Here is a 23,723-nt window from a genome sequence, read left to right on the forward strand (position 1 = left end):
TCGAGCGCTGCCGCCAGGAAGTGCCGCAACTTCGCGAAGTGGATGGGCGTCAGGTATCCTGCCATCGTGCTGAGGAGGTGGGGGAATAGGGATGCTTGAAGCGACGGCGGCGCGTCGTTTTGCGCGCCGCCAACGTAGAGGCGGCCGTCGTGCCGCTTTGAAAGTGCGTGCGTGGGCCAGACGCTGGGGACAAACGGCGCGCGCCGCGATGGGCGCTGCGCTCGCGCTCGCCGTGGCGCTCGGGCCTTCACTCGACCGTCCGTTGCGGCTCGCCGCTGTGTCCGGTTCGCATGCCTCGCGCGTCTTCATCCCCCGCGCATTCGGCGCGGGCGCTGCCGCCAATACGCCCGGCGTGCGTCCGCCGGTGCCCACATCGCACCTGCCCGGTTCTTCCGGTGGAAGCCTGCCGGGGTTCCACTCGCCGCCGGCCGTGCCCAGCTACGCCTCGGGCACGACCGCCGGCGGCCCGGTGCGCACGCAACCGGCGCGCATGCCGTTCTATGTCGCCACGCGCGGCACCACCACGATCTATCTGCTCGGCACGCTCCATGTGGGCGACCCGGTCGACTATCCGCCGAATCAGCCGTTTCGCCAGTCGATCCTGGCAGCGCTCAACGCCTCTCCCACGCTCGCGCTCGAACTCTCGCCCGACGATCTGCTGGTCTCGCAGGACGACGTATCGAAATATGGCGTGTGCCGACGCCCTTGCCTTGAACAGATGCTGCCAGAGCCGCTGTGGGCGAAGCTCGCGGCACGCCTGCGCGGCAACCCCGAGGCGCTGGCCGAAATCCGCAAGATGAAGCCGTGGCTGGCTTCGCTGCTGGTGGAAACCTACGACTCGCTGAGCGCGGGCCTGCAAACCGAGTACGGCACCGAGGCGCAGTTGCAGAACGTCTATCTGCGCCTGAAGGGACGGCGCGTGGTGGGCCTGGAGCGGCTGGGCGAGCAGATGCGCGCCTTCACGAACCTGAACCTGGCGCAGCAGCGCGAGATGCTGGCGCAGGATCTTGCGCAGACGCCCGCGCAGAATCTTGCCGATGTGCAGACCCTGCTGCACCTGTGGCGAGTGGGCGACGCCGATGCGATCGCCGCCTGGGAAGCCGCGCGCACCGAGAAACTCTCGCACGATCCGCGCGTGGCGGCTTCAGTGGACAACCGCATCGTCTATGAACGCAACCGGCGCTTCGTCTCGCGCATGCAGCAGTACGCCGGGCCGAACAAACCGCTGTTCGTGGCGATTGGTTCGCTGCATCTGGGCGGGCGCAAGGGAGTGCTGCAGTTGCTGCGCCAGCGCGGGTTCATGGTCGATCCGGGTTGAGCGGATCAGCTTGCGCGGGGGCCTTGCGTTTGCGTGGCGGTTTCTGCGCTTTGTCTACCGTCGCCGATCTTTCAGCCTTAACGGCAGGCTTACGGGTGTTCGCGCGCCTCGGTGGTTTGTCCCGCGCCGCCGACACTTGCAGCGCATCGCGCAACGCCTCGATCGCCGTGCTCCACTCGCCCACTTCCTGCTGACGAAAGAGCCGCGCGGTGGGATACCACGGCGAATCCGCGCGGTTTTCGAGCCAGCGCCATTCGCTGTTCGCCGGCACAAGAACCCACACCGGCTTGCCGAGCGCGCCCGCCAGATGGGCAACCGAGGTATCGACGGCAATCACGAGATCGAGGTTCATGATGAGCGCTGCGGTATCGCCGAAGTCGCGCAGATCGTCGCTGAAGTCGTGAATGACCGTCGGGGTTTCCAGCGCCGCGAGCTGGGCGCGGGCCGCCTCGCCCTTTTGCAGCGAGAACCAGCTGATTTCGTCGAGCGCGAAAAGCGGCGCGAAGGCCGCTAGCGGCACGGAGCGATTGCGGTTGTTGTAGAAAGTCGGACTGCCGCCCCAGACGAGGCCGACCTTGCGACGCGCAGCGGATTTGCCAGTGATTTTATCCACCGCGTTTTCCACTGCTTTATCCACCACTTTATCCACCACTTTATCCACCGCTTGGTCCACCGCTTGGTCCACCACTTGGTCCACGGCGTTATCCACCTCGCTGTCCACTGCCTTGTCCACCGCCTTATCCACGGTTTTATCCACAGCCGCCTGCACGCGCCGTTTCCACGCCTCGATTTCGACCTCGCGCGCGAACAGATACGGCACCTTGTCCGGAATCGTGTCGAATTCGGTGCCGCATGCGGCGGGCGCGCTCATCGCGTAGATCCAGTAGTCGTAATCGCCCCCGGGTTTGCCGGTCCAGGCGCGGTGCACGCCCGGCACCGACTGCGCGAGCAGTTGCAGCGGTTGCGTGATGCAGACGTCGACGCTCGCGCCGCGCGCGGCGATTTCCGTGGCATAGCGCACGAACTGGATCTGGTCGCCGAAACCCTGCTCGTGGACCAGCAGCACGCGCTTGCCTTCGAGCGGTTCGCCGGTCCATTCGCGCACGCCTTCGATATCGTGCGGTGCATAGTCGCAGGCGCGCCAACGCCGGGCGTATTCGGCCCAGCCTTCGCGATACTCGCCGCGCTTGAGCTTGAGCCATACGAGGTTCTGGCGCGCATCGGCGTGTTCGGGATCGAGTTCGAGGGCGCGCTCGTAGTAGGGCGCTTCTTCGTCATTGCGGCCTTGCGCAGCCAGCGACGCGCCAAGACACACCAGGTTCGCCGCGTTCGGCTCCAGCGCCACGGCCTCGCGATAGCAATGCTCCGCTTCGCGATAGTCGCCGGCCTGACCGAGCGCCGTGCCCAGATTCACCCATGCGGCGGCAAAGGTCGGCGCCAGTTCGACAGCACGACGGTAATGCACGATGGCAGTGGACTCGTCACCGAACGCTTTGAGCGCATTCGCCACGTTGAAGTGCAAGGCGGCCTCGTCGGGCGCCATGTCGAGCGCTTCGCGGTAGCACGCGATGGCTTCGTCCAGGCGGCCCAGCTTTGCCAGCACGCTGCCAAGGTTGATCCGCGCATTGGTGGCGCCCGGGTCCAGCGCGAGCGCCGCGCGGCAATGGCGCGCCGCGCCTTCGAGGTCGCCCAGGTCGCGCAGGGTGAGCGCGAGATTGTTGTGGGCGTCGGCGAAATCGGGATTCAGGCGCAGTGCTTCGCGCAGGTTCTGCGCGGCTTCGCTGGTCTGGCCGAGTGCGCGCGCGGCCAGTGCGCGGTTACTCCAGCAGACGGCGTCGCCAGGCGCGTGCTGCAGGGCGCGGTCCATCAACGCCAGCGCGCCATGATGATTGCCTTCTTGATGCAGCGCGACGCCGAGGTAGTGCAGCGCATCGGCATGGGCCGGGTCTTGCTCGATCAGACTGCGATAGACCGCCTGCGCCTCGCCGAGACGGCCCGCGCCGTGTGCAGCCAGGGCCGCGGAGAGCGGGTCTGCGGAAAAATCGGTGTTCATGGCTATCGTGCGATGGGCGGGCGCCATGCGCGTTGGGCAGGTTGCGCGGGCCGCCGACCGGATTGTTAAGGGAATCTAACAAGGTACGGATCAGGCGTCCGATCGAGCATCAGAAAAATCCGAAAGTGCTAAGGAGTCTGACGCAGCCACGTAAAGCGCTCCGCGCGCGCCACGCTTTAGTTGGATTCCGATATCGGCGCGCGCGCGGCGCTTCTACGATGCGGCTTCCCTTTGCTCTCCTGTCGCATCATGCCGCCCAACCTTTCGAATTCACCGATCATCAGGATCGACACGCCTCTCGTCAGCGTCATCACGCCAACATGGGAGCGTGAAGCCATGCTGCCGTTCGCCTACCGTTCATTCGCCCATCAGGACGTGAGCGCATGCGAGTGGATCGTGATCGACGACAGCGCCACGCCGAGCGCCTTCATGGCGAGCCTGCGCGACCCGCGCGTGGTTTACCGGCACGTGGCGCAACGCATGAGCATTGGCGAGAAGCGCAATCTGGCGGCGGATCTGGCGCGCGCCGACGTCATCGCTCACTTCGACGACGACGAGTTCTATGCGCCCGATTACCTGCGCACGATGCTCGACCAGATGAAGGCAGCGCAGGCCGATATGGTCAAGCTCAGCGCGTTTTTTCTGTATAGCCGCGTGTACGGCAAGTTCGCGTGGTGGGACACGCTGCGCAAGAGTGGGCTGCACTTTCGCTGGAGCCGGCAACCGATGACGTCGCTCAGCTTTCCCGCCGAACACCAGGCTTTCGCCGATAACCACCTCGGTTACGGCTTCAGCTATGTCTATACGAAGCGGCTGTGGGCGGCGGGGCCGTTCGAGCCATCGTCGTTCAACGAAGACTGCGCGTTCGCGCTTGCGGCGCGCGCGCGCGAGGCGAATCTGCTGCTGCTCGCCGACGATATCGGTCTGTGCGTGCACGTGCTTCATGCGTACAACACATCGGCGAGCTTTCCGCAGTACATCCTGCCGGACGCACTGGTGGCGCGACATTTCCCGCGTTTGGCCGAGGCGATGCGGGAAATGCCGGCGATCGTGCGGCCGGACGCCGTTTAAACCCCGACCGCGCCCGCCGCGCGCACGTCGATGCCCGCTTCGTCGAGCGCCGCGCGGATGCGGCGCGCGAACGCCAGTGCGTGCGGGCCGTCGCCGTGCAGGCAGATGGTCTGGGCGTTGAGCGGCACCCATGCGCCGTCGACGGCTTGCACGCGCTGTTCGCGGATCATCGCGAGCGTGCGCGCCAGCACGGCGTCTTCGTCGTCGAGCAGCGCGCCCGGTTCGCTGCGCGGCACCAGCGAGCCGTCGGCGCGATAGCCGCGGTCGGCGAACACTTCCTCGATCGCCACCAGCCCGGCTGCGCGCGCGGCGGCCACGAGACCGCTGCCCGCGAGCGCGAACACCGTCACCGAAGGATCGAAGTCGTGCACGGCGCAGACGATGGCGTCGGCGATCTTCGCGTCGCGCGCGGCCTGGTTGTAGAGCGCGCCGTGTGGCTTGACGTGGGCGATGCGTCCGCCCTCGGCCTGGGCGATCGCCGACAGCGCGCCCAGTTGATAGAGCACGCCCGCGTAGATTTCCTCGGCGGGCAGGTCCATCTCCTTGCGGCCGAAGTTTTCGGGGTCGTTGAAGCTCGGGTGCGCGCCGATCGACACGCCCTTGCCGACGGCCCAGCGCACGCATTCGCGCATTGCGTTGGCGCCGCCCGCATGCCAGCCGCACGCGATATTGGCGGAGCTTACGAGGTCGAGCAGCGCCTCGTCGGAGCCGCAGCCTTCGCCGAGGTCGGCGTTCAGATCGATGGTGGTCATGATGTTTCTCTCCGTATTGCCTGACGCCCGCCGCACCGCCTGGTCCTGGGCGGCGGGGGCGTGTGATGCGTGGGGTGCGGCGTGCTTTCGCCGCTACCGTTTTAGTGGGTGCGCTGCGCTTTAACGCGCGCGTGCGCGGCGCTCGTCCTGCATGGCGATGGCCGTATCGATCTGGCGCAGATACGCACGCTCTTCGAGCAGCGCATGGCGTGCCACCGCCCGCGTCGTCTCGACAAAACGCACGCCCGCCGCCAGGCGCACCTGGGCGAGTTTCCAGAGATCCGCGCGAATCACCACGCCGATCCTCGGATAGCCGCCCGTGGTCTGCGCGTCGCTCATCAGCACGATGGGCTGGCCGTTCGGCGGCACCTGGATCGTGCCGGGCAGCACCGCATGCGAGAGCAGGTCGGCGCGCGCCGCTTCGGCTTCGCGCGCGAGCGCCGTGCCTTCAAGCCGGTAGCCCATGCGATTGCTGTTGGGCGTGACGCGCCACTCGTCGGACCAGAACGCGCGCTGCGCCTCGGGTGTGAAGCTGTCGTATTCAGGGCCGCGCAACACGCGTACCGGCACGGCCCACAGCACGCCGTCCGGATGGCGGCCGCGCCGGTGATGCGGCTCGTCCACATGAACGAAGCCGCATTGCGACGGCGCTTTCACGCCGAATGCGGGTGCGCCCGGCGCCAATGATGCGCGCTCCCCGCCCGGCGCGAACGAGGCGCCGGTGGCGAGCCGGTCGCCGTCCTTGAGCGCGCGTCCCGCGAGGCCGCCAAAACCGGCGGCCAGATCGGTGCTGCGCGAGCCGAGCATCGGCAGGACGTCGATGCCGCCCGCCACGCACACATAGGCGCGCATGCCGAGCTTAGCGCCTGCAAGCACGAGCTCCTCACCGGCCGCGACCGGCAGGCTCCACCACGACCAGACCGGCTTGCCGCCCAGCGTCGCGTTGAAATCGGTGCCGGTGACGGCGACGCGCGTGGCGCGCGCGAAGCGCAGCGCCACCGGGCCGAAGGTGATTTCCAGACCGGCGGCGTCGGGGCGGTTGCCGACCAGCCGGTTGCCCACTTCGAGCGCCAGCGTGTCGAGCGCGCCGCCGCCGGCGACGCCCAGATGCCGGTGGCCGGGGCGGCCCAGATCCTGAACCGTGGTGAGCAGGCCTGCACGCAATACCTCGATCATGCGCGGGCCTCCTCGATGCTTTCGCCGATGTGCTCGATGACAAAGCGCACGCGGTCGCCCGGCATCAGCAGGGTGGGCGGATTGCGGGTGGGATCGAACAATTTGAGCGCGGTGCGGCCGATCAGTTGCCAGCCGCCCGGCGACTGGGCCGGATAGATGCCCGTCTGCGCGCCGCCGATGCCGACCGATCCCGCCGGCACGGCCACACGTGGCGCGCCGCGGCGTGGCGCGTGCAAGGCGGCGTCGAGACCGCCGAGATAGGCGAAGCCGGGCTGAAAACCGAGGAAGAACACGGTATAGACACCCGCGGCGTGTCGCGCGGCGACATCGGCGGGCGCGAGGCCCGTGTGGCGCGCGACGGCGGCCAGATCCGGCCCGGCTTCGCCGCCGTAGCGCACGGGGATCTCGACTTCGCGGCCTTCGGCGGCGTCGGCTTTGAGCGCGTCACTGCCTTCGGCGTCGTGCCAAGCCGCTTCGAGCGCGCGCGTGAGCGCGACGGCGTCGGCGGTGAGCGCGTCGAAGGTGATCGTCAGGTTGTTCATGCCGGGCACGACTTCGCGCACGGCGTCCCAGCCGCGCGCGAGCGCGGCCACGGTCCAGATGCGGCGCTGCACGTCGAGCGTGGCCGGCGGCGGCGCTTCGCAGACGAGCGCCTCGTCGCCGAGCGGATAGATACGGGGAACAGGATTGCGCATGATGTTCGGATTCCGCTGCGAGACCATGGTCGCGATGAATCGGCCCGGCACGCGGATGGGGTCAAGTTACTTTCTTGACGAATTATCGACAATTTCTACGTAAGCGTTTGCCCCGGGCACAACGCAGCGCAGCCGGCTGGAAGAACGGTGAGGAAATGAGCGTGGACGCGGTAAGGGGCGGAGCTTTTGCTCCCGGCCCTCAGCACGTCCATCAACGCGTCCATTAACGCGGACGCAGCCGCCCCGCGAGATGCGCGCCGGCTTCGGTGACCACGGCGTCGAGCGGCAGATCGTGCGCCTCCGGTTCGAGCACGCCATCGTCGATACGGCAGGCCTCCCAGGCGACGCCCACCGTGAGCGGCGGCTGCGCCGCGGGCCACGCAGCGAGCGTGCGGTCGTAATAACCGCCGCCATAGCCCAGCCGATAACCCGCGCGATCGAAGCCCACGCACGGCACCAGCAGCAGATCGGGCAGGGCGTGGTCTGCGGCGTCCTGCGCGGCCGGTTCGGGGATGGCGTGATGGCCTTCGCGCATCGGCGCCCCTGGCGTCCAGAAATAGAACTGCAAGGGTGTGTGACGTTCGCGAATGACCGGCAATGCGGCGCGTCGCGATGCATCGGCGGCGAGCCAGCCGGCGATCCATTCGCGCGCATCGAACTCGCCCGGCAGGGGCCAGTAGAAACCGATCGAGCGCGGTGCAAGATGCGCGATGAGTGCATCGAGATTCGCCGTCAGCGCGGCATTCGCAACCTTGTCGGAAAAGGCCGCCAGACGGGCCTCGCGAAGCCGTAAACGCCAGCTCTTTTTGGCTTCGGCCAAAGGGTTGCGTGCTATGCTTGGGTTCACCTCGCGCTCCAGAAATAACGATGTCCAAACGCCTTGTCCGAGTATATCGCGTGGTCGGTCTTGCACTGACCGCCGCGGCTCTCGTCGCGTGCAGCACGGCCGATGCCGTGCGTCCCGTCGCGCTGCCAGTGGGGGCGACGCTCACGCCCGACGACCAGACTTTCATCCAGCTTCGCGAAGCCTCGCGTAACAACGATGCAGGGCGCGCCGCGCAACTCGCGGCGTCGATTCCGGATTACCCGGCGCCGTCGTATCTCGAATATTTCCAGATCAAGCCGCAATTGTTCGACTCGCAGGGCCACGCACGCGTGGACGCGCCCGACGCGCCCGTGCTGTCCTTCCTGCAGCGCTATGACGGCCAGGCCATCGCCGACCGTCTGCGCAACGACTATCTGCTGGTGCTGGGCGCGCGTCACGACTGGGCGAGCTTTGACAGGCAGTACACCCGCTTCGTACTCAACGACGACACGCAGGTGAAGTGCTACGCGCTGGAATCGCGCGCGGCGCGTGGCGACAACGTCGCCGACGACGCGCGCGCGCTGCTCACCGAGCCGCGCTATTACGGCGACGGCTGCGTCGATCTGATCACGGCGCTGGCCATCAAGAACCAGCTCACCAGCAACGACGTCTGGCAGCAGATCCGCCTCGCGTACGAGCAGAACCAGACTTCGACGGGCGCGAAGCTGCTCGACGCGCTTGCCCAGCGGCCGGACCCCACCGCGTTCAGCCAGGCGGTCAGCACGCCGCCGCTCACGCTCGCTCGCGGCGTTGGCGCGGACGATCAATCGCATCAGCTCGCGCTGCTCGCCGTTACGGTGATGGCGCGCAACGACCCGGCCATGACGGCGTCCACCTTCGCGGCGGTCGCGCCTTCGCTCACCTCGCCCGAGCGCGCGGTGGGCTGGGGCACGATCGGCTACCAAGGCGCCCAGAAACGCATGCCGGGCGCGCTCGACTGGTATCGACTGTCGGCCAATGCGCAGCTGTCGTATCCGGCTTATGAATGGCGCACGCGCGCGGCGCTGCTGGGCGGCGACTGGACCATGGTGCGCTGGTCGATCGAACAGATGCCGGCCGCGCTGCGCGCGCAGCCTGCCTGGGTCTACTGGCACGCACGCGCGCTCAAGCAGGCCGGTGAAACGGGCCAGGCGAACCAGGAATTCGCGTCGATCTCGCAGGGCTATAACTTCTACGGCCAGCTCGCCACGGAAGAGCTCGGCCAGAAAATCACCATTCCGCCGAAGACCACGGTCAGCGACGCCGACATCGCCCAGGTTGCGCAAACGCCTGGCTTTGCGCTCGCGCAGCGTTTCTACGCGCTTAATCTGCGTCTCGAAGGCAATCGCGAATGGAACTGGCCGTTGCGCGGCATGAGCGACCGTCAACTGCTCGCGACTGCCGAGTACGCCAGACGCATCCAGCTGCTAGACCGCACCGTCAACACGGCCGACAAAACCGTCAGCGAGCATGACTTCTCGCTGCGCTATCTCGCGCCTTTCCGCGACGTGGTGGAGCGCGATGCGCAAACCAACGGCCTCGACGTCGAATGGGCCTATGGTCTGATCCGTCAGGAGTCGCGCTTCATTCTCAACGCGAAGTCGGGCGTGGGTGCGAGCGGCCTGATGCAGATCATGCCGGCCACCGCGCAGATGGTGGCGAAGAAGATTGGCCTGGGTCCGCTTTCGCGCGACCAGCTCAACGATCTCGACACCAACATCCTGCTGGGAACGAACTATTTGTCGATGATCTACAATCAGTTCGACGGCTCCGCCGTGCTCGCCACGGCCGGTTACAACGCCGGGCCTGGACGCCCGCGTGCCTGGCGCTCCACCCTGCAGGGCGGCGTCGAAGGAGCCATCTTCGCGGAAACCATTCCGTTCCAGGAAACCCGCGATTACGTGAAAAACGTGTTGTCGAACACGGTCTACTACGCGGCACTGTTCGAAGGCCGTCCGCAATCGCTCAAGGCGCGTCTCGGCTTTATCACGCCCTAAGCCGACCTGGCGCCGCGCGGCGCGCTCCGTGAAACTGACGGGCGCGGCGCGCGAGCCTCCGGACTTCTTCATGCACTGTGCGCCGCGCCGCCCAGCTCACGAGGAGGTCGGAGATGCGACATCAAGCCATCGCGGTCATTGGCGGTTCGGGATTCATCGGCAGCCATCTTGTCAATGCGCTCGTCGAGGCGGGCAAGGATGTCCGCGTCGCCACCCGGCGGCGCGCCTCGGCCAGCCACCTCACCCTGCTTCCCATCGATGTGCTCGAAACCGACGTGACCGATCCGGTCGCGCTCGCCAGTTTCGTGGAAGGCTGCGACGCCGTCATCAATCTGGTCGGTACGCTGCATGGCGGCCACGGCGACCCATATGGCGCGGGCTTCGCGAAACTGCACGTCGAACTCCCCACGAAGATCGTTGCCGCCTGCGAAGGCAAGGGCGTGCATCGCCTGATCCATCTGAGCTCGCTGGGCGCCGATCCGCGCGGGCCGAGCATGTATCTGCGCTCGAAAGGCGATGGCGAAAAAGCCGTGCGCGCGGCCACGGCGCTGGCCACCACGATCCTGCGGCCGTCCGTCGTGTTCGGTCCGGAGGATAACTTCCTCAATCGTTTTGCGGTGTTGCAAAAGCTTTTCCCGATGATTCCGCTGGGCATGCCGGACGCGAAATTCCAGCCGGTATACGTGGGCGATGTGTCCAGGGCAATCGTCAATGTGCTCGATCTCGACGCCGCGAGCGGGCACACTTACGAACTCGGCGGCCCAAGCGTCTATACGCTCGAACAACTGGTGCGGTATTGCGGCGAAGTCGTGGGACGGCAGGCGCGCATCGTGCGGCTGCCCAATACGTTCGCGCGGCTTCAGGCGTTCTCGTTCGAACTCGCGCCGGGCGAACCGGTGCTCACGCGCGACAATCTCGATTCGATGAAAGTCGATAGCGTGCTGACCGGGCCGCTCGCGCCGGAACTGGGCATCGAACCGGCGAGCATCGAAACCATCGCGCCGCTCTATCTCGCCGACGCCTCGTTGCGCTCGCGCCTGAATATTTTCCGTGCGAGCGCGGGCCGCTAGACATCGCTCAACTCATAACCGCCCAACGCTCAACATCATGAAGCTCGTCATTGGAGACAAGAACTATTCGTCGTGGTCGATGCGCCCCTGGCTGCTGCTCACGCACTTCGGCATCCCGTTTGAAGAAGTGCTGATCCAGCTCGACCAGCCCGGCACCCGGGACGCGATCCTCACGTTTTCGGCCTCGGGCAAGGTGCCTTGCCTCGTGAGCGACGATGGCGCGGCTGTGTGGGACTCGTTGGCGATTGCCGAAACGCTGGCCGAACGCTTCCCGCAGCATGCGATGTGGCCGCGCGACGCGAATGCGCGCGCGCAGGCGCGCAGCGTGAGCGCCGAAATGCATTCGGGCTTTGCCGAGCTGCGCGCGCGCATGCCGATGGCGATCCGCACCTCGAAGCCGGGCGCGGGCGCGACGCCCGGTGCGCTCGCCGATGTCGCGCGTATCGATGCGCTCTGGAATGCCTGCCTCGACGTGAGCGGCGGTCCGTTCCTGTTCGGCGAATTCAGCATCGCCGATGCAATGTTCGCGCCGGTGGTGATGCGCTTTAACAGCTACGCGCCGCCGCTTTCGCCCAAGGCCGCCGCCTACGCTGCGCGCGTGACGGCGCTGCCCGCCGTGGCCGCATGGATCGAGGGCGCGCGCCGCGAAACGCATCGCATCGGTCACGATGAACTCGACGTATCGGCAGATAGCGCAGCATGAAAATCTACGTCGTAGGCGGCGCGATCCGCGATGAAATGCTTGGGCTGCCCGTGCGCGACCGCGATTACGTGGTGGTTGGCGCGACGCCCGAGCAGATGGCGGCGCAGGGTTATCGTCCGGTGGGCAAGGACTTTCCGGTCTTTCTGCATCCGCAGACCCAGGAGGAATACGCGCTCGCGCGCACCGAACGCAAGACCGCCGCGGGCTATCACGGCTTCCAGTTCTTCTACGCGCCCGATGTGACGCTCGAAGAGGATCTCGCGCGGCGCGATCTCACCGTCAACGCGATGGCGCGCGAGGTGCAGCCCGGCGGCGTGCTGACCGGTCCCGTGGTCGATCCGTTCGGCGGCGCGAAGGATCTTGAGGCGCGCGTGTTCCGCCACGTGAGCGACGCGTTTCTCGAAGACCCGGTGCGTATTCTGCGCGTGGCGCGCTTCGCCGCGCGTTTCGCCGATTTCACCATCGCGCCCGAGACCATGGCGCTGATGCGCGCGATGGTCGAATCGGGCGAAGCCGATGCGCTGGTGCCGGAGCGCGTCTGGCAGGAGGTCTCGCGCGGGCTGATGGAAGCCAGGCCCTCGCGCATGTTCGAGGTGCTGCGCGAATGCGGCGCGCTCGCGCGCGTGATGCCGGAGGTCGACAGCCTGTTCGGCGTGCCGCAGCGCGCGGACTATCATCCGGAGGTCGATACCGGCATCCACGTGATGATGGTGATCGACCATGCCGCAGCGCAGGGCTATACGCTGCCGGTGCGCTTCGCCGCGCTCACGCACGATCTGGGTAAGGCAACCACACCCGCAGACGTGTTGCCGCGCCACCTCGGCCATGAAGGGCGCAGCGTGGATCTGCTCAAGCCCTTGTGCGACCGCCTGCGCGTGCCCAACGAATGCCGCGATCTCGCGCTGCTGGTGGCGCGCGAGCATGGCAACGTGCATCGCGTGATGGACATGGGCGCGGCCGCGCTGGTGCGCATGCTCGAACGCAGCGACGCGCTGCGCAAGCCCGCGCGTTTCGCCGAAGCCTTGCAGGCCTGCGAATCCGATCTGCGCGGACGTCTGAACTGGGAAAACGCACCTTATCCGCAGGCCGAGCGGCTGCGCGTAGCGCTGGTGGCCGCGCGCGCGGTGGACGCGGGCGCGATCGCGCGCACGGTGAGCGAGGCCTGCGCCGATAAAAACGTCGCGGAGAAGATCAAGGACGCGGTGCACCAGGCGCGCGTGGCGTCGGTGGAAAGCGCGCTGGCTTCCGAAGTCTGAGCCTTTGGCTGGCGCGTGCTTCAGCTCGACTTCAGAGCACGCGCACCAGAAACGACAGCACCATCGACAGCACGAGCGTCGACATGAACGGCAGCGGATACTCGCGGCCAAACAGGCGCAGCGTGACGTCGCCAGGCAGCCGCCCGATGCCGAGCTTGCGCAGCCACGGCTGGGCGCCCGACAGGATTGCAACGGCGATAAAGGTGGTGATGAACCAGCGGATCATGAGTGGGCCCGAAGCGGCTTAACGCGCGTTCACAGCGTATGGCTGCGGTCGCCGCGCGCGAATGCGGCGATGGTCGAATCGATGCCGCGCGAGAACGCGATCACCTTGAACAGCTCGCCCATTTCGGCCTCCGAAACGAGCTTCTGCACCGCATTTGCCGCCGGCATGAAGCGCGCGACATCGCTTACATCGATTTCGCCGAGCACTTCGGTGATGCCCGCATTCATCAGGAAACGCGCCTGCGAGGTGTAGCCGAGCAGATCCGCGCCGGTCTCCACGCCCGCCTGCGCGATGCCCGTGAATTCGACGTGCGCGGTGATGTCCTGCAAGCCGGGGTAGAGAAACGGATCGTCGTGCGCGCGATGGCGGTAGTGGCACATCAGCGTGCCCTGCACGCGCTGCGGGTGGTAGTACTCGCTGTGCGGAAAACCGTAGTCGATGAAGAACGCCGCGCCGCGCGTGAGCATCGCGCAGACGGTGCGCGTGAAGGCGAGCGCGGCTTCGTGCGTTTCGGCGATGTAATCGTCGCTGCCTTCAATGGCGGCAAGCACGCTGCCCGGCACGCTCTGCGCCCAGTTGGCGTCGAGTCCGCTCATGGCCGGACGGTCCGAAAACACCAATGCGCCCGCGTCGTTGACGGCCACGCCGCGCTCGTGCCACACGGCGTCCTTGCGCGCGAACAGACGTACCGGCATCGCATCGAGCACCTCGTTGCCGACCACCACGCCTTCGAAAATCGCGGGCAAGGCGTCGAGCCATTGCACGCGTTCGAGCAGATGCGGCGCGCGCTGCGCAATGGTCTCGCGCTGGCGTTCGCGCAATTCGCCTGACAGATCGACGATGGCATACGAATCGAACGGCACGCCTGACGCTTCGAGCGCGAGCATCATGCCCGCAGCCAGCCGCCCCGTGCCCGCGCCGAACTCCATCAGCGCGCGCGTGCCGCTCGCTGCGAGCGCTTCGCCCACGGCGCGCGCAAGCGTGGCGGCGAACAGCGGCGACATCTCGGGCGCGGTCACGAAGTCGCTGCCGTCGTCGGCGAGCAGGCCGAATTTGCGCGAGCCACCGCTGTAATAGCCCAGACCCGGCGCATAGAGCGCGCGCTCCATATAGCGATCGAACGGCAGCCAGCCGCCCGCTGCGGCGATCTCCGCGCGCAGGGTTGCGGCGAGCGCCTCGGACTGCGCGAGCGCGATCGGCTCGGGAACAGGTAAACTAGCGGGTTCGTGAGCTTTCGGATTCATCCCGGCATTGTAAATGAGCGCATCTTCCGGCATCGGCGTAGCGGATCGCGAGATCGGCACCCACCACGCACCTGCGGATAAATCGGCATCCGACCCCGCGCAGACAAGGCGTGTGGTGCTGGTGACGGGCGGCGCACGCCGGATCGGCCGGGCTTTGTCCGTGGGGTTTGCGGCACGCGGCTGGGACGTCGCGGTGCACTACGGCGAATCGGCTAACGAAGCCGAGGAAGTCGTCGCCGAAATTCGCGCCATGGGCCGCCGGGCGATCGCGCTGCACGCCGATCTGGCGAACGAAGCGCAAGTCGCGCGGCTGGTGCCGGACTGCGTGGCAGCGCTCGGTTTGCCCGCCTGCGTGCTCAACAACGCTTCGCGCTTCGAGGAAGACACGGCGCGCGACGTCGGCTACGACCGTTTGCAGCATCTGATGGCGATCAACGTGGGCGCTCCGCTGGTGCTGGCGCGCACGCTCTGGGCCGCGACGCCAGAAGCCGCCATGGACGACGAGACGCTGCGCACCTGCGTCATCAACGTGCTGGATCAGAAGCTGTACAACATGAATCCGGATTACCTGTCGTACACGCTCACCAAGGCGGCGTTGCAGAACGCAACCGTGGCGCTTGCCCAGGCGCTCGCGCCGAAGCTGCGCGTGGTGGGGCTTGCGCCGGGCCTCACGCTGCAATCGGGCGACCAGACGCAGGACGGCTTCGCCGCCGCGCATAAGGTGACGCCGCTTGGGCGCGCGTCGCGGCCGGGCGATCTGGTTGAAGCCGCGCTGTATCTGGCGCAGGCGTCAGGCGTGACCGGCACTACGCTGGTGGTCGATGGCGGCCAGCATCTGGTGCCGCTGCCGCGCGATGTGATGTTTTTGACGGGCGGCTGAGCCGCCCTTTTGCGGGATGGCCGGTGCACCGGTGATTGCGCCTGTAATTGCACCGTGAAACGCAACTAAATGAAGTTACCGCTGCCCCTACCCAAGCGCACGCTTCGCGTGCGGCTGGGCCGGCAGGGGCGGGGGCGGCCGGCCTGACCGGTCCAACGGATCATCGGGTCCGGCATCGCGCCGTGGCCGGAAGATCGCGCCGGCCCAAACCCGCGCTTTGAGACATAAGCACAGACGTCAAGCGGGGCGCGCAACCCTGCCGCCCATGCGCTTTTGCAAGATCAACCGTATGACCCGTCGGGCGCCTGCGCCCGCCAGACGTGCAGAGCAACGCACGCTTTTATCGACTGGAACGAACATGTCCGCCGTACTCCTGCATCCCCGGCTCGCCGACTGCCGCCGCCTTTTCCTGCGCAACTACGAAGTGCACATCAACATCGGCGTGCATGACTTCGAAAAACGCGGCGAACAGCGCGTCGTCATCAATGTCGATCTGTATGTGCCGCTCGCCTCGACCACGCCGCACGAAGACAAGCTGCGCGAAGTCGTCGATTACGACTTCATGCGCGCGACCGTCGCGGCGCGTATCGGCCAGGGCCATATCCACCTGCAGGAGACGCTGGTGGACGATCTCGCCAGTGCGCTGCTCGCGCACGAACAGGTGCGCGCGGTGCGCGTGTCGACCGAAAAGCCCGATGTCTATCCGGATTGCGAGGCCGTGGGCGTCGAAGTGTTCCGCATCAAGGAGGACTGAGCCATGAACGCACCCGAAACGCTGAACATGGATCAGGGCGTGGGCCAGAGCGCTGACCAGGCTGGCGCGCCCGAGGAAGGCGGCCGCCCGGCGCTGACGAAGCGCGAGCAGAAGGAAGCCTACGAGAACAACAAGCTGTTCAAGCGCATCGTGCGTCAAGTCGGCCAGGCGATTGGCGACTACAACATGATCGAGGACGGCGACAAGGTGATGGTCTGTCTGTCCGGCGGCAAGGACAGCTACGCGATGCTCGACATCCTGATGCGTCTGCGCGAGCGCGCACCGATTGATTTTTCGATCGTCGCCGTGAATCTCGACCAGAAGCAGCCGGGCTTTCCGGAGCACATCCTGCCGGCGTATCTGGACAAGATCGGCGTGCCGTATCACATCGAAAACCAGGATACGTACAGCATCGTCAAGCGGCTCGTGCCCGAGGGCAAGACCACCTGCTCGCTGTGCTCGCGTCTGCGCCGCGGCATTCTGTACCGCGTGGCGGGCGAGCTGGGCGCGACCAAGATCGCGCTCGGCCACCATCGCGACGATATCCTGCAGACGCTGCTGCTCAACATGTTCTACGGCGGCAAGCTCAAGGGCATGCCGCCCAAGCTGCAGTCGGACGACGGCAAGAACATCGTGATCCGCCCGCTCGCCTACGTGAAGGAAGTCGATCTGGAGAAGTACGCCGAACTGCGCGAATTCCCGATCATTCCGTGCAATCTGTGCGGCAGCCAGCCCAACCTCAAGCGCGCGGAAATGAAAGCGCTGATCCGCGATTGGGACAAGCGTTTCCCGGGCCGCTGCGAAAACATGTTCAATTCGCTGAGCAAGGTCGTGCCTTCGCATCTGATGGACGCGAACCTGTTCGACTTCAAGGGCCTGCGCACGACCGGCGAAGCCGATCCGAACGGCGATATCGCCTTCGACGACGATCCGTGCTCGACCGAAACGGCGACGCCCGCCGAAGGCGCGACGATCCAGTTCCGTCCGTTCGACGAGATCTGATCGACAGCGCAATTTAAGCGCATCCGACCCTGAGCGACGAGTCGGAAAAAAGGCGGCCATCGATAACGAGCGATGACCATCGATGACGTATCGGGCCGCCTTTTTCACGCCTGAAAGAAGTGTGTAAAAGAGTGTTCTATTCGGCTGTCCGCGCCTTCTGGCGGGGCGTTTTGGGATTAGCCCACATGCTAGAATCGGTCGCTTCATTCTCTCTCAAGTCACCGATGCAATGAACATCGTGATCCTCGCGGCAGGCATGGGCAAACGCATGCACTCCGCGCTGCCGAAAGTGCTTCACCCTCTCGCCGGTCAGCCGCTTCTCTCACACGTCATCGACACTGCCCGCAGTCTTTCGCCTTCGCGCCTCGTGGTCGTGATCGGCCATGGCGGCGACGCCGTGCGCGCGGCCGTCGGCGCGCCCGATGTGCAGTTCGCCGTGCAGGAACAGCAGCTTGGCACCGGCCATGCGCTCGCGCAGGCGCTGCCGTTGCTCGACCCGAACGTGCCTACGCTCGTGCTCTATGGCGATGTGCCGCTTACGCGCGCCTCCACGCTCAAGCGTCTGACCGACGCCGCCGGCGCAAACGCCTACGGCATCCTCACGGTGACGCTCGATAACCCCACGGGTTATGGGCGCATCGTGCGCGGCGCGACCGGCTCGGTGATCCGCATCGTCGAGCAGAAAGACGCCACCGACGACGAACGTCTGATCGACGAGATCAACACCGGCATCGTCGTCACGCCGACCGCGCCGCTGGCGGGCTGGCTCGCGGCGCTCGGCAACGACAACGCGCAGGGCGAGTATTACCTTACCGATGTCGTCGAAGCGGCCATCAAGGCCGGGCATGCGGTCGTTACGGCCCAGCCCGACGAGGAATGGGAAACGCTCGGCGTGAACAGCAAGCAGCAACTCGCGGAACTCGAACGCGTCTATCAGCGCAACGCAGCCGATTCGCTGCTGGTGGCGGGCGTGACGCTCGCCGATCCGGCGCGCTTCGATCTGCGCGGCGCGATCAGCTGCGGGCGCGATGTGTTCATCGACGTGAACTGTGTGTTCGAAGGCAGCGTGACGCTTGGCGACAACGTGCGTATCGGCCCGAACTGCGTGATCCGCGATGCGGTGATCGGCGCGGGCACGCGGGTGGACGCCTACACGCATATCGAAAGCGCGAAGGTGGGCGCGAACGCGGTGCTCGGCCCCTACGCGCGACTGCGCCCCGGCGCGCAACTCGCCGACGAAGTCCACGTGGGCAATTTCGTCGAGGTGAAGAACGCCAACATTGGCGTGGGCTCGAAGGCGAATCACCTGAGCTACGTGGGCGACGCCGATGTGGGCGCGGGCGTGAACATCGGCGCGGGCACCATCACCTGCAACTACGACGGCGCGAACAAGCATCGCACCGTGATCGAGGATCAGGTGTTCGTCGGCTCCGATACACAACTGGTTGCGCCGGTGCGCGTGGGCCGCGGCGTGACCATCGCGGCGGGCACCACCGTCTGGAAGGACGTGGCCGAAGGCGCGCTCGTCCTCAACGAAAAGACCCAGATCGAAAAGACCGGCTACGTCCGGCCGGTGAAAAAGAAGAGCTGAACCGCAGGACATTTCGGGCGGCGCGGGCAAACATCCCGCCTCGCCGCTCCGCCTCTCATTGCAAAGGATCGAACTCCATGTGCGGCATCGTCGGCGCAGTAGCGCAACGTAATATCGTTCCCGTTCTTATCGAAGGGCTGCGGCGGCTCGAATACCGCGGCTACGACTCGTGCGGCGTGGCCACTGTCACGGCGGCGGGTCCGCAGCGCGTACGCAGCGTCTCGCGCGTGGCCGAACTCGACGAGCAGGTGCGCGAGGCACACTTCGAAGGCGTGACCGGCATCGCGCATACGCGCTGGGCCACCCACGGCGCGCCCACGGTCAACAACGCACACCCGATCTTCTCGCGCGACGCGATGGCGATCGTGCACAACGGCATCATCGAGAACTACGAAGCGCTGCGCGAAATGCTGCGCGCCAAGGGCTACGAGTTCGTCTCGCAGACCGACACCGAAGTCATCGCCCACCTGATCCATAGCCTCTACAAGGGCGATCTGTTCACCGCGGTGCGCGAAGCCGTGCAGCAGCTCGCGGGCGCGTATGCGATTGGCGTGGTGCACAAGGACCAGCCGCATGTGGTGGTGGGCGCGCGCGCGGGTTCGCCGCTCGTGGTGGGCTATGGCGAGGGCGAGCACTTCCTCGCTTCGGACGGCCTGGCGATCGCGGGCAGCGCGAGCCGCATCAGCTATCTGGAAGAAGGCGACGTCTGCGAGATCTCGCTCGAAGGCGTGCGTATCGCCGATCGCGCGGGCAACGCCGTCACGCGCGAACAGCGCGACGTGCAGGCGTACGGCGGCTACGGCGACGCGGTGGACCTCGGCCCGTATCGCCACTACATGCAGAAGGAAATCTTCGAGCAGCCGCGAGCGATCGCCGATACGATCCCCGCCGCCGACGAAGCGTTCGACCCGGTGCTGTTCGGCGAGAACGCCGACGAAGTCTTCAAGGGCATCGACAGCATCCTGATCCTCGCCTGCGGCACCAGCTACTACGCGGGCCTCACGGCCAAGTACTGGCTTGAAACGGTCGCGAAGATCCGCACCGATGTGGAAATCGCCAGCGAATACCGTTACCGCGAATCGGTGCCCAACCCGCGCTCGCTGGTCGTGACGATTTCGCAGTCGGGCGAAACCGCCGACACGCTCGCCGCGCTCAAGCATGCGCAATCGCTTGGCATGGAGCACACGCTGGCCGTGTGCAATGTGGCGACCAGCGCGATGGTGCGCCTCACCGAATTCAAGTTCCTCACGCACGCGGGCCGCGAAATCGGCGTGGCGTCGACCAAGGCATTCACCACGCAGTTGGTGGGCCTGTTCATCCTCGCGGTGACGCTGGGCAAGCTGCGCGGCCACGTGAGCGCGGAGCAGGAAGCCACCTATCTGAAGCTGCTGCGCCACCTGCCGGCGGCGCTCAACGGCGTGCTGGCGCTGGAGCCGCAGATCATCGCGTGGTCGGAAGAGTTCGCGCGCAAGGAAAACGCGCTGTTCCTCGGTCGCGGCCTGCATTACCCGATCGCACTCGAAGGCGCGCTCAAGCTCAAGGAAATCTCCTACATCCACGCGGAAGCCTATCCGGCGGGCGAGCTCAAGCACGGCCCGCTCGCGCTGGTGACGGAAGCGATGCCGGTGGTGACGGTCGCGCCGAACGACGCGCTGCTCGAAAAGCTCAAGTCGAACATGCAGGAAGTGCGTGCGCGCGGCGGCCAGCTTTACGTGTTCGCCGATGCCGATACGCATATCACGAGCGAAGAGGGCATTCACGTGATCCGCATGCCGGAACACTATGGGCTGCTCTCGCCGATCCTGCATGTGGTGCCGCTGCAGATGCTGGCGTATCACACGGCCAGCGCGCGTGGCACCGATGTGGACAAGCCGCGTAACCTCGCGAAATCCGTGACGGTCGAATAAGGTCGAGCCTGTCTGCTGGTTGTGCAAAAACGCGAAGCGCCGGATAAAAATCCGGCGCTTTTTTCATGTGCGCGCACGTATTGGCCGCGCTGGAATGCGTTGCGCGTACAAGATTTTCAGATAAGCGTGCCTCGCACCGCCGTCGATGTGCGTCAGGGCAAACTGACAAGCGCGCTGAGCCGCTTGATGGTGGTGTCCGGCAGCTCTCCCCAGCTCAAGGCCGACAGCCCATTCAAGGGCCTCCAGATGCAACTGAAAGGCACCGGGAACCGCATCGTCGTGGCGCGCGGCTTTCAGCTCCCGCCGAATTTCAGCGGTGATGTATTGACCAGTCGGGATGACGCCTGCAATCGTGCCAGCAGCGATCGTTGTCCCCGCCTTCATCGCCTTAGCCACAGGCATATGCTGGCCGAAACGTGGCGTCATAATGGCGCGGATCGAATCGAGTATCGAGAAGGCGCTATTTATGCAACTAACCGAACAACATGGCAAGCATCAGCAACAGTCTGCAGCGCGATTGCCCCGCCTCTACGTCTTCTCCGGCGCAGGGCTTTCAGCAGAGAGCGGCATTTCGACCTTTCGCACTGGCGACGGCATCTGGACCCACACCAGCATCGATGAAGTCTGCAACTACCACACATGGCGTCGCAACCGTGCTGCCGTGTTCCGCTTCTACAACCAGCGCATCGCCGAATGCTCGGGCGCGCAGCCCAACGACGCCCATCGTCTGCTGGCGCACTGGCAAGACAGCTGGGGCTCGGAGCGCGTGCATCTGATCACGCAGAACATCGACGGCTTGCTGGAGCAGGCTGGTGCGCGTCAGGTGACGCATCTGCACGGCGACATGATCTCGCTGCTTTGCACCGACTGCGAGTACCGCTTTCCGGCCGGTAGCGCCGGCCTGGACGCGAATGCTTCGTGTCCGTCCTGCGGCCAGGTCGAGAGCGTCAAACCCGGCGTGGTGTTCTTCAACGAGGCCGCGCCTGAGTACGAGACCCTCTGGCGCATCCAGCAGGCGATGAGCGACGACGATATTTTTATCGCCATCGGCACGTCGTTCGAGGTGATTCCGCCGGAGCGTCTGCTGCCGCCCTCACGTTATGGCCGCCATGCGCGCAACGTCCTCGTCGATCCTGCACCAAGCCGCACGGAGTTCTTTGGCGTGGTCGAGCAGGAACCGGCAACCGTCGGCCTGAGCAAGCTCGAACCGTCGATCACACAGATGATGAACGGCGTCTAACCGTCGAACCGATCATCGATCCGATGGTGTTCGCATCGTCTTCATGGCGTGCTGGCTTGATCGCTGCACGCTTTTTTTACGCCCTCTGCCCATGAATATTTCCAGACAGATCGCCGGTTTTCTGAAATCGCGCGAGCTCGTGCTTGCGAGCCTCGAAACCTGCACCGCCGGGACGATCGCGGCAGCGCTTGCCGATCTGCCGGGCGCCGCTGTGAGCCTCGATATCGGCATCGTTGTGCATTCGGCGCGTGCGCTGGCGGCGTGGCCCGATGAGCAGGCTCAGCGAGACGCCAGCGAAGCCGTCAGCGAATCGCGCGCGCGAGCGGTTGCCGAGGCCTTGCTCGCGCAACGCGCGGGGCACGCGACTGTCGCGCTGGCGAGTCTCGGATGGCTCGCACCGGAAGAGGGCTGCAGCACGCCCGTCGCGCATTGTTTTGCGTGGGCATGCAGGGATCGTGGCGAGGTGGTCTCGGCGAGCGAGACGGTACTTTTTTCGGGACGTCGCACAGAGGTCAGTCGATCGATAGCACGACGCGCATTGCTTGGTCTGCCACGGTTCGTCGATTCTGTTTTCGCGCGTGAGCGCGCGGGATAAGCAAAGCGGCAGCGGTGCGCGTGCGTTATCCATTTGGGTTTACTTATATTTATATGTAAACGTAATAGTAGTTAACAAGCACCGCCCTTTCCTGTGGATAACACGGTATTTCTCATTGGTATCAATCCGATGCGATCAGGACAGCCATGCGGACAATTCCTGTACGCAGAATGGGCTTCGAGGATAACTTTTTACTGTTTACCGGAAAGCCGGACTTATCAAGAACTGATCCACAGTTCATCCGTGGGGGTTTCCCCAGCTTATTCAGAGCTTGCCGTGGATAAGTCGTGCGCCATTACTCAAGTGCGAGGCGAAAAAAAGCGCCGCCCGCAGGCGACGCCATCTCACGATCCAGCGACCTTGGTAGTGCTCAACGCCAGAAGATCGCCAGCGCAATCCCGCCGAACAGCACCCACTTCACGATGTAGTAGACGGTGCGGTTCCACGCCTTCAGGCGCTTGCCCGCAAGGCGTACCGAATAGACATGGCGGAACACGCGATTGAGGCCGCCGGTGCGGTCGCCGGTTTCGTTGGGCGAGGCCGCGGCGCGCATCAAGACCTCGCCCGCCTTGCTCATGATCGATTGCGCCCAGCGATATTTCATCGGCCGTTCGATATCGCAGAACAGGATGATGCGGTCCTGCTGCGTCCTGTTCATCGCATGATGCAGATAGGTCTCGTCGAACACGACGTCCTCGCCGTCGCGCCACGAATACGCAATCTCGTCGACGACGATCGCGCAACGGTCGTCATTGGGCGTAATCAGGCCCAGGTGGTAGCGCAGCGAACCCGCGAAGGGATCGCGGTGCGGGTTGAGCGAGCTGTTTGCCGGCAGCATCGCGAACATCGCTGCTTTGACGGACGGAATACGCTGGAGAATTGCGATGGAGCGCGGACAAAGCGCTGCCGCCGATGGGTGCGGATTGTCGTACCACTTCAGATAAAAACGCTTCCAGCCAGTACGAAAAAACGAATTAAAGCCGATGTCGTTATACGTTTGCGAAGCCTGAATACGGCTGGCTTCCTGAAGCGCGAGCGCTTCTTCGCGAAAAGTCCGCCATTCCGATTTGAGCAGCGCGAGTTCGGGAAAATGTTTCGTCTCGATATAGGGCGTATCAGGCACTTTCGAAAAGAAATAGGCGAAGCAGTTCAGCGGCGCCATAAAGGTCGAATGGTCGCCGAGTTGCCGGAAGAAGCTGCCGTGACGTGCCTTGCCGCGCCAATGCGTATACACAGCGCAAAGCAGGAAGAGAATCAGAACGATCCAACGCATTGCTTACTCGTAAAAAACATTGCCTGACGAAATTTTACGAGTAGTTACGATATTCTGTCGGTAAGCCCGCCATCCC

General features: G+C 65.3%; 22 protein-coding genes and 1 tRNA gene. 15 read left to right on the forward strand and 8 right to left on the reverse strand.

What is annotated here, in order from left to right:
• Positions 1-91: 91 nt before the first annotated feature.
• Positions 92-1,318 (forward strand): TraB/GumN family protein, encoded by a 1,227-nt coding sequence (locus tag F4827_RS32540; protein ID WP_183732609.1) that lies wholly within the window; start codon positions 92-94, stop codon positions 1,316-1,318.
• On the opposite strand, the gene F4827_RS32545 is transcribed toward F4827_RS32540, so the two are convergent.
• On the reverse strand, positions 1,299-3,371 hold the full coding sequence (locus F4827_RS32545; protein ID WP_183732612.1) for a tetratricopeptide repeat protein: 2,073 nt from the start codon (positions 3,369-3,371) through the stop codon (positions 1,299-1,301). The genes F4827_RS32540 and F4827_RS32545 overlap by 20 nt on opposite strands.
• Before the next feature lie 249 nt (positions 3,372-3,620).
• Here F4827_RS32545 and F4827_RS32550 point away from each other — a divergent pair, with 249 nt between their 5' ends.
• Positions 3,621-4,442 carry a glycosyltransferase family 2 protein gene (locus F4827_RS32550; RefSeq protein WP_183732615.1) on the forward strand — a complete coding sequence of 274 codons (822 nt, stop codon included), beginning with the start codon at positions 3,621-3,623 and terminating at the stop codon, positions 4,440-4,442.
• On the opposite strand, the gene pxpA is transcribed toward F4827_RS32550, so the two are convergent.
• The 4 genes from pxpA to F4827_RS32570 form a co-directional block, all read right to left on the reverse strand.
• A complete protein-coding gene (pxpA, locus tag F4827_RS32555) occupies positions 4,439-5,194 on the reverse strand; it encodes a 5-oxoprolinase subunit PxpA (protein WP_183732618.1) in 756 nt (251 codons plus the stop codon). The genes F4827_RS32550 and pxpA overlap by 4 nt on opposite strands.
• A gap of 120 nt (positions 5,195-5,314) precedes the next feature.
• Positions 5,315-6,370, reverse strand: a complete 1,056-nt coding sequence (locus F4827_RS32560) for a biotin-dependent carboxyltransferase family protein (RefSeq protein WP_183732621.1) — start codon at positions 6,368-6,370, stop codon at positions 5,315-5,317.
• Complete coding sequence (gene pxpB / locus F4827_RS32565; protein WP_183732624.1) at positions 6,367-7,065, reverse strand: 5-oxoprolinase subunit PxpB; 699 nt, start codon at positions 7,063-7,065, stop codon at positions 6,367-6,369. Before pxpB ends, F4827_RS32560 begins: the two co-directional genes overlap by 4 nt.
• A gap of 223 nt (positions 7,066-7,288) precedes the next feature.
• On the reverse strand, positions 7,289-7,912 hold the full coding sequence (locus F4827_RS32570) for a 5-formyltetrahydrofolate cyclo-ligase (protein ID WP_311675099.1): 624 nt from the start codon (positions 7,910-7,912) through the stop codon (positions 7,289-7,291).
• A gap of 20 nt (positions 7,913-7,932) precedes the next feature.
• On the opposite strand from F4827_RS32570, the gene F4827_RS32575 reads away from it, so the two are divergent.
• From F4827_RS32575 to F4827_RS32595, 5 genes are all read left to right on the forward strand, one after another.
• Positions 7,933-9,906 (forward strand): lytic transglycosylase domain-containing protein, encoded by a 1,974-nt coding sequence (locus F4827_RS32575; RefSeq protein WP_183732628.1) that lies wholly within the window; start codon positions 7,933-7,935, stop codon positions 9,904-9,906.
• A 113-nt stretch (positions 9,907-10,019) separates the two neighbouring features.
• The gene (locus F4827_RS32580) at positions 10,020-10,976 is read left to right on the forward strand and encodes a complex I NDUFA9 subunit family protein (protein ID WP_183732631.1); all 957 of its coding nucleotides are present in this window, start codon (positions 10,020-10,022) and stop codon (positions 10,974-10,976) included.
• A gap of 37 nt (positions 10,977-11,013) precedes the next feature.
• Positions 11,014-11,679: a glutathione S-transferase family protein gene (locus F4827_RS32585; RefSeq protein WP_183732634.1), complete on the forward strand. Its 666-nt coding sequence runs from the start codon at positions 11,014-11,016 to the stop codon at positions 11,677-11,679.
• Positions 11,676-12,935 (forward strand): multifunctional CCA addition/repair protein, encoded by a 1,260-nt coding sequence (locus F4827_RS32590; RefSeq protein ID WP_183732637.1) that lies wholly within the window; start codon positions 11,676-11,678, stop codon positions 12,933-12,935. Before F4827_RS32585 ends, F4827_RS32590 begins: the two co-directional genes overlap by 4 nt.
• Positions 12,891-12,983, forward strand: a tRNA-Arg gene (locus F4827_RS32595). The genes F4827_RS32590 and F4827_RS32595 overlap by 45 nt, the downstream gene beginning before the upstream one ends.
• Here F4827_RS32595 and F4827_RS32600 read toward each other — a convergent pair.
• Positions 12,967-13,161 carry a DUF2905 domain-containing protein gene (locus F4827_RS32600; protein WP_183732640.1) on the reverse strand — a complete coding sequence of 65 codons (195 nt, stop codon included), beginning with the start codon at positions 13,159-13,161 and terminating at the stop codon, positions 12,967-12,969. The two genes, F4827_RS32595 and F4827_RS32600, sit on opposite strands and share 17 nt — an antisense overlap.
• Before the next feature lie 29 nt (positions 13,162-13,190).
• Positions 13,191-14,438, reverse strand: coding sequence for a class I SAM-dependent methyltransferase (locus F4827_RS32605; protein ID WP_409258890.1), 1,248 nt, complete (start codon positions 14,436-14,438; stop codon positions 13,191-13,193).
• Between F4827_RS32605 and F4827_RS32610 the strand changes: the two genes are divergently transcribed.
• The 8 genes from F4827_RS32610 (at position 14,419) to F4827_RS32645 (ending at position 22,374) form a co-directional block, all read left to right on the forward strand.
• The gene (locus tag F4827_RS32610; protein ID WP_183732646.1) at positions 14,419-15,285 is read left to right on the forward strand and encodes an SDR family oxidoreductase; all 867 of its coding nucleotides are present in this window, start codon (positions 14,419-14,421) and stop codon (positions 15,283-15,285) included. The two genes, F4827_RS32605 and F4827_RS32610, sit on opposite strands and share 20 nt — an antisense overlap.
• Before the next feature lie 358 nt (positions 15,286-15,643).
• Positions 15,644-16,039: a dihydroneopterin aldolase gene (locus F4827_RS32615; RefSeq protein WP_183732649.1), complete on the forward strand. Its 396-nt coding sequence runs from the start codon at positions 15,644-15,646 to the stop codon at positions 16,037-16,039.
• Between the two features lie 3 nt (positions 16,040-16,042).
• Positions 16,043-17,041: a tRNA 2-thiocytidine(32) synthetase TtcA gene (ttcA, locus tag F4827_RS32620; protein ID WP_183732652.1), complete on the forward strand. Its 999-nt coding sequence runs from the start codon at positions 16,043-16,045 to the stop codon at positions 17,039-17,041.
• A gap of 229 nt (positions 17,042-17,270) precedes the next feature.
• Positions 17,271-18,632 (forward strand): bifunctional UDP-N-acetylglucosamine diphosphorylase/glucosamine-1-phosphate N-acetyltransferase GlmU, encoded by a 1,362-nt coding sequence (gene glmU, locus F4827_RS32625; RefSeq protein WP_183732656.1) that lies wholly within the window; start codon positions 17,271-17,273, stop codon positions 18,630-18,632.
• A gap of 77 nt (positions 18,633-18,709) precedes the next feature.
• Positions 18,710-20,539, forward strand: a complete 1,830-nt coding sequence (gene glmS, locus F4827_RS32630) for a glutamine--fructose-6-phosphate transaminase (isomerizing) (RefSeq protein WP_183732659.1) — start codon at positions 18,710-18,712, stop codon at positions 20,537-20,539.
• Positions 20,540-20,725: 186 nt separating this feature from the next.
• Positions 20,726-21,160, forward strand: a complete 435-nt coding sequence (locus tag F4827_RS36095) for a hypothetical protein (protein ID WP_409258891.1) — start codon at positions 20,726-20,728, stop codon at positions 21,158-21,160.
• Positions 21,057-21,779 carry an SIR2 family NAD-dependent protein deacylase gene (locus tag F4827_RS32640; protein ID WP_409258888.1) on the forward strand — a complete coding sequence of 241 codons (723 nt, stop codon included), beginning with the start codon at positions 21,057-21,059 and terminating at the stop codon, positions 21,777-21,779. Before F4827_RS36095 ends, F4827_RS32640 begins: the two co-directional genes overlap by 104 nt.
• A 91-nt stretch (positions 21,780-21,870) precedes the next feature.
• Positions 21,871-22,374, forward strand: a complete 504-nt coding sequence (locus F4827_RS32645; RefSeq protein ID WP_183732664.1) for a CinA family protein — start codon at positions 21,871-21,873, stop codon at positions 22,372-22,374.
• Positions 22,375-22,744: 370 nt separating this feature from the next.
• On the opposite strand, the gene F4827_RS32650 is transcribed toward F4827_RS32645, so the two are convergent.
• On the reverse strand, positions 22,745-23,647 hold the full coding sequence (locus F4827_RS32650) for an aspartyl/asparaginyl beta-hydroxylase domain-containing protein (RefSeq protein WP_183732666.1): 903 nt from the start codon (positions 23,645-23,647) through the stop codon (positions 22,745-22,747).
• Positions 23,648-23,723 lie beyond the last annotated feature (76 nt).

Origin of the sequence: Paraburkholderia bannensis, from assembly GCF_014200455.1 — a bacterium.
Lineage (GTDB): Bacteria > Pseudomonadota > Gammaproteobacteria > Burkholderiales > Burkholderiaceae > Paraburkholderia > Paraburkholderia bannensis_A.

Coding starts and splice junctions, on each gene's coding strand:
- glmS (WP_183732659.1), top strand. CDS start 18,710: ATGTGCGGCATCGTCGGCGCAGTAGCGCAACGTAATATCGTTCCCGTT.
- F4827_RS32615 (WP_183732649.1), top strand. CDS start 15,644: ATGTCCGCCGTACTCCTGCATCCCCGGCTCGCCGACTGCCGCCGCCTT.
- F4827_RS32575 (WP_183732628.1), top strand. CDS start 7,933: ATGTCCAAACGCCTTGTCCGAGTATATCGCGTGGTCGGTCTTGCACTG.
- F4827_RS32580 (WP_183732631.1), top strand. CDS start 10,020: ATGCGACATCAAGCCATCGCGGTCATTGGCGGTTCGGGATTCATCGGC.
- F4827_RS32590 (WP_183732637.1), top strand. CDS start 11,676: ATGAAAATCTACGTCGTAGGCGGCGCGATCCGCGATGAAATGCTTGGG.
- F4827_RS32610 (WP_183732646.1), top strand. CDS start 14,419: ATGAGCGCATCTTCCGGCATCGGCGTAGCGGATCGCGAGATCGGCACC.
- F4827_RS32540 (WP_183732609.1), top strand. CDS start 92: ATGCTTGAAGCGACGGCGGCGCGTCGTTTTGCGCGCCGCCAACGTAGA.
- ttcA (WP_183732652.1), top strand. CDS start 16,043: ATGAACGCACCCGAAACGCTGAACATGGATCAGGGCGTGGGCCAGAGC.
- F4827_RS32605 (WP_409258890.1), bottom strand. CDS start 14,438: ATGCCGGAAGATGCGCTCATTTACAATGCCGGGATGAATCCGAAAGCT.
- F4827_RS32585 (WP_183732634.1), top strand. CDS start 11,014: ATGAAGCTCGTCATTGGAGACAAGAACTATTCGTCGTGGTCGATGCGC.
- F4827_RS36095 (WP_409258891.1), top strand. CDS start 20,726: ATGGTGGTGTCCGGCAGCTCTCCCCAGCTCAAGGCCGACAGCCCATTC.
- F4827_RS32600 (WP_183732640.1), bottom strand. CDS start 13,161: ATGATCCGCTGGTTCATCACCACCTTTATCGCCGTTGCAATCCTGTCG.
- F4827_RS32550 (WP_183732615.1), top strand. CDS start 3,621: ATGCCGCCCAACCTTTCGAATTCACCGATCATCAGGATCGACACGCCT.
- pxpA (WP_183732618.1), bottom strand. CDS start 5,194: ATGACCACCATCGATCTGAACGCCGACCTCGGCGAAGGCTGCGGCTCC.
- F4827_RS32560 (WP_183732621.1), bottom strand. CDS start 6,370: ATGATCGAGGTATTGCGTGCAGGCCTGCTCACCACGGTTCAGGATCTG.
- pxpB (WP_183732624.1), bottom strand. CDS start 7,065: ATGCGCAATCCTGTTCCCCGTATCTATCCGCTCGGCGACGAGGCGCTC.
- F4827_RS32650 (WP_183732666.1), bottom strand. CDS start 23,647: ATGCGTTGGATCGTTCTGATTCTCTTCCTGCTTTGCGCTGTGTATACG.
- glmU (WP_183732656.1), top strand. CDS start 17,271: ATGAACATCGTGATCCTCGCGGCAGGCATGGGCAAACGCATGCACTCC.
- F4827_RS32545 (WP_183732612.1), bottom strand. CDS start 3,371: ATGAACACCGATTTTTCCGCAGACCCGCTCTCCGCGGCCCTGGCTGCA.
- F4827_RS32645 (WP_183732664.1), top strand. CDS start 21,871: ATGAATATTTCCAGACAGATCGCCGGTTTTCTGAAATCGCGCGAGCTC.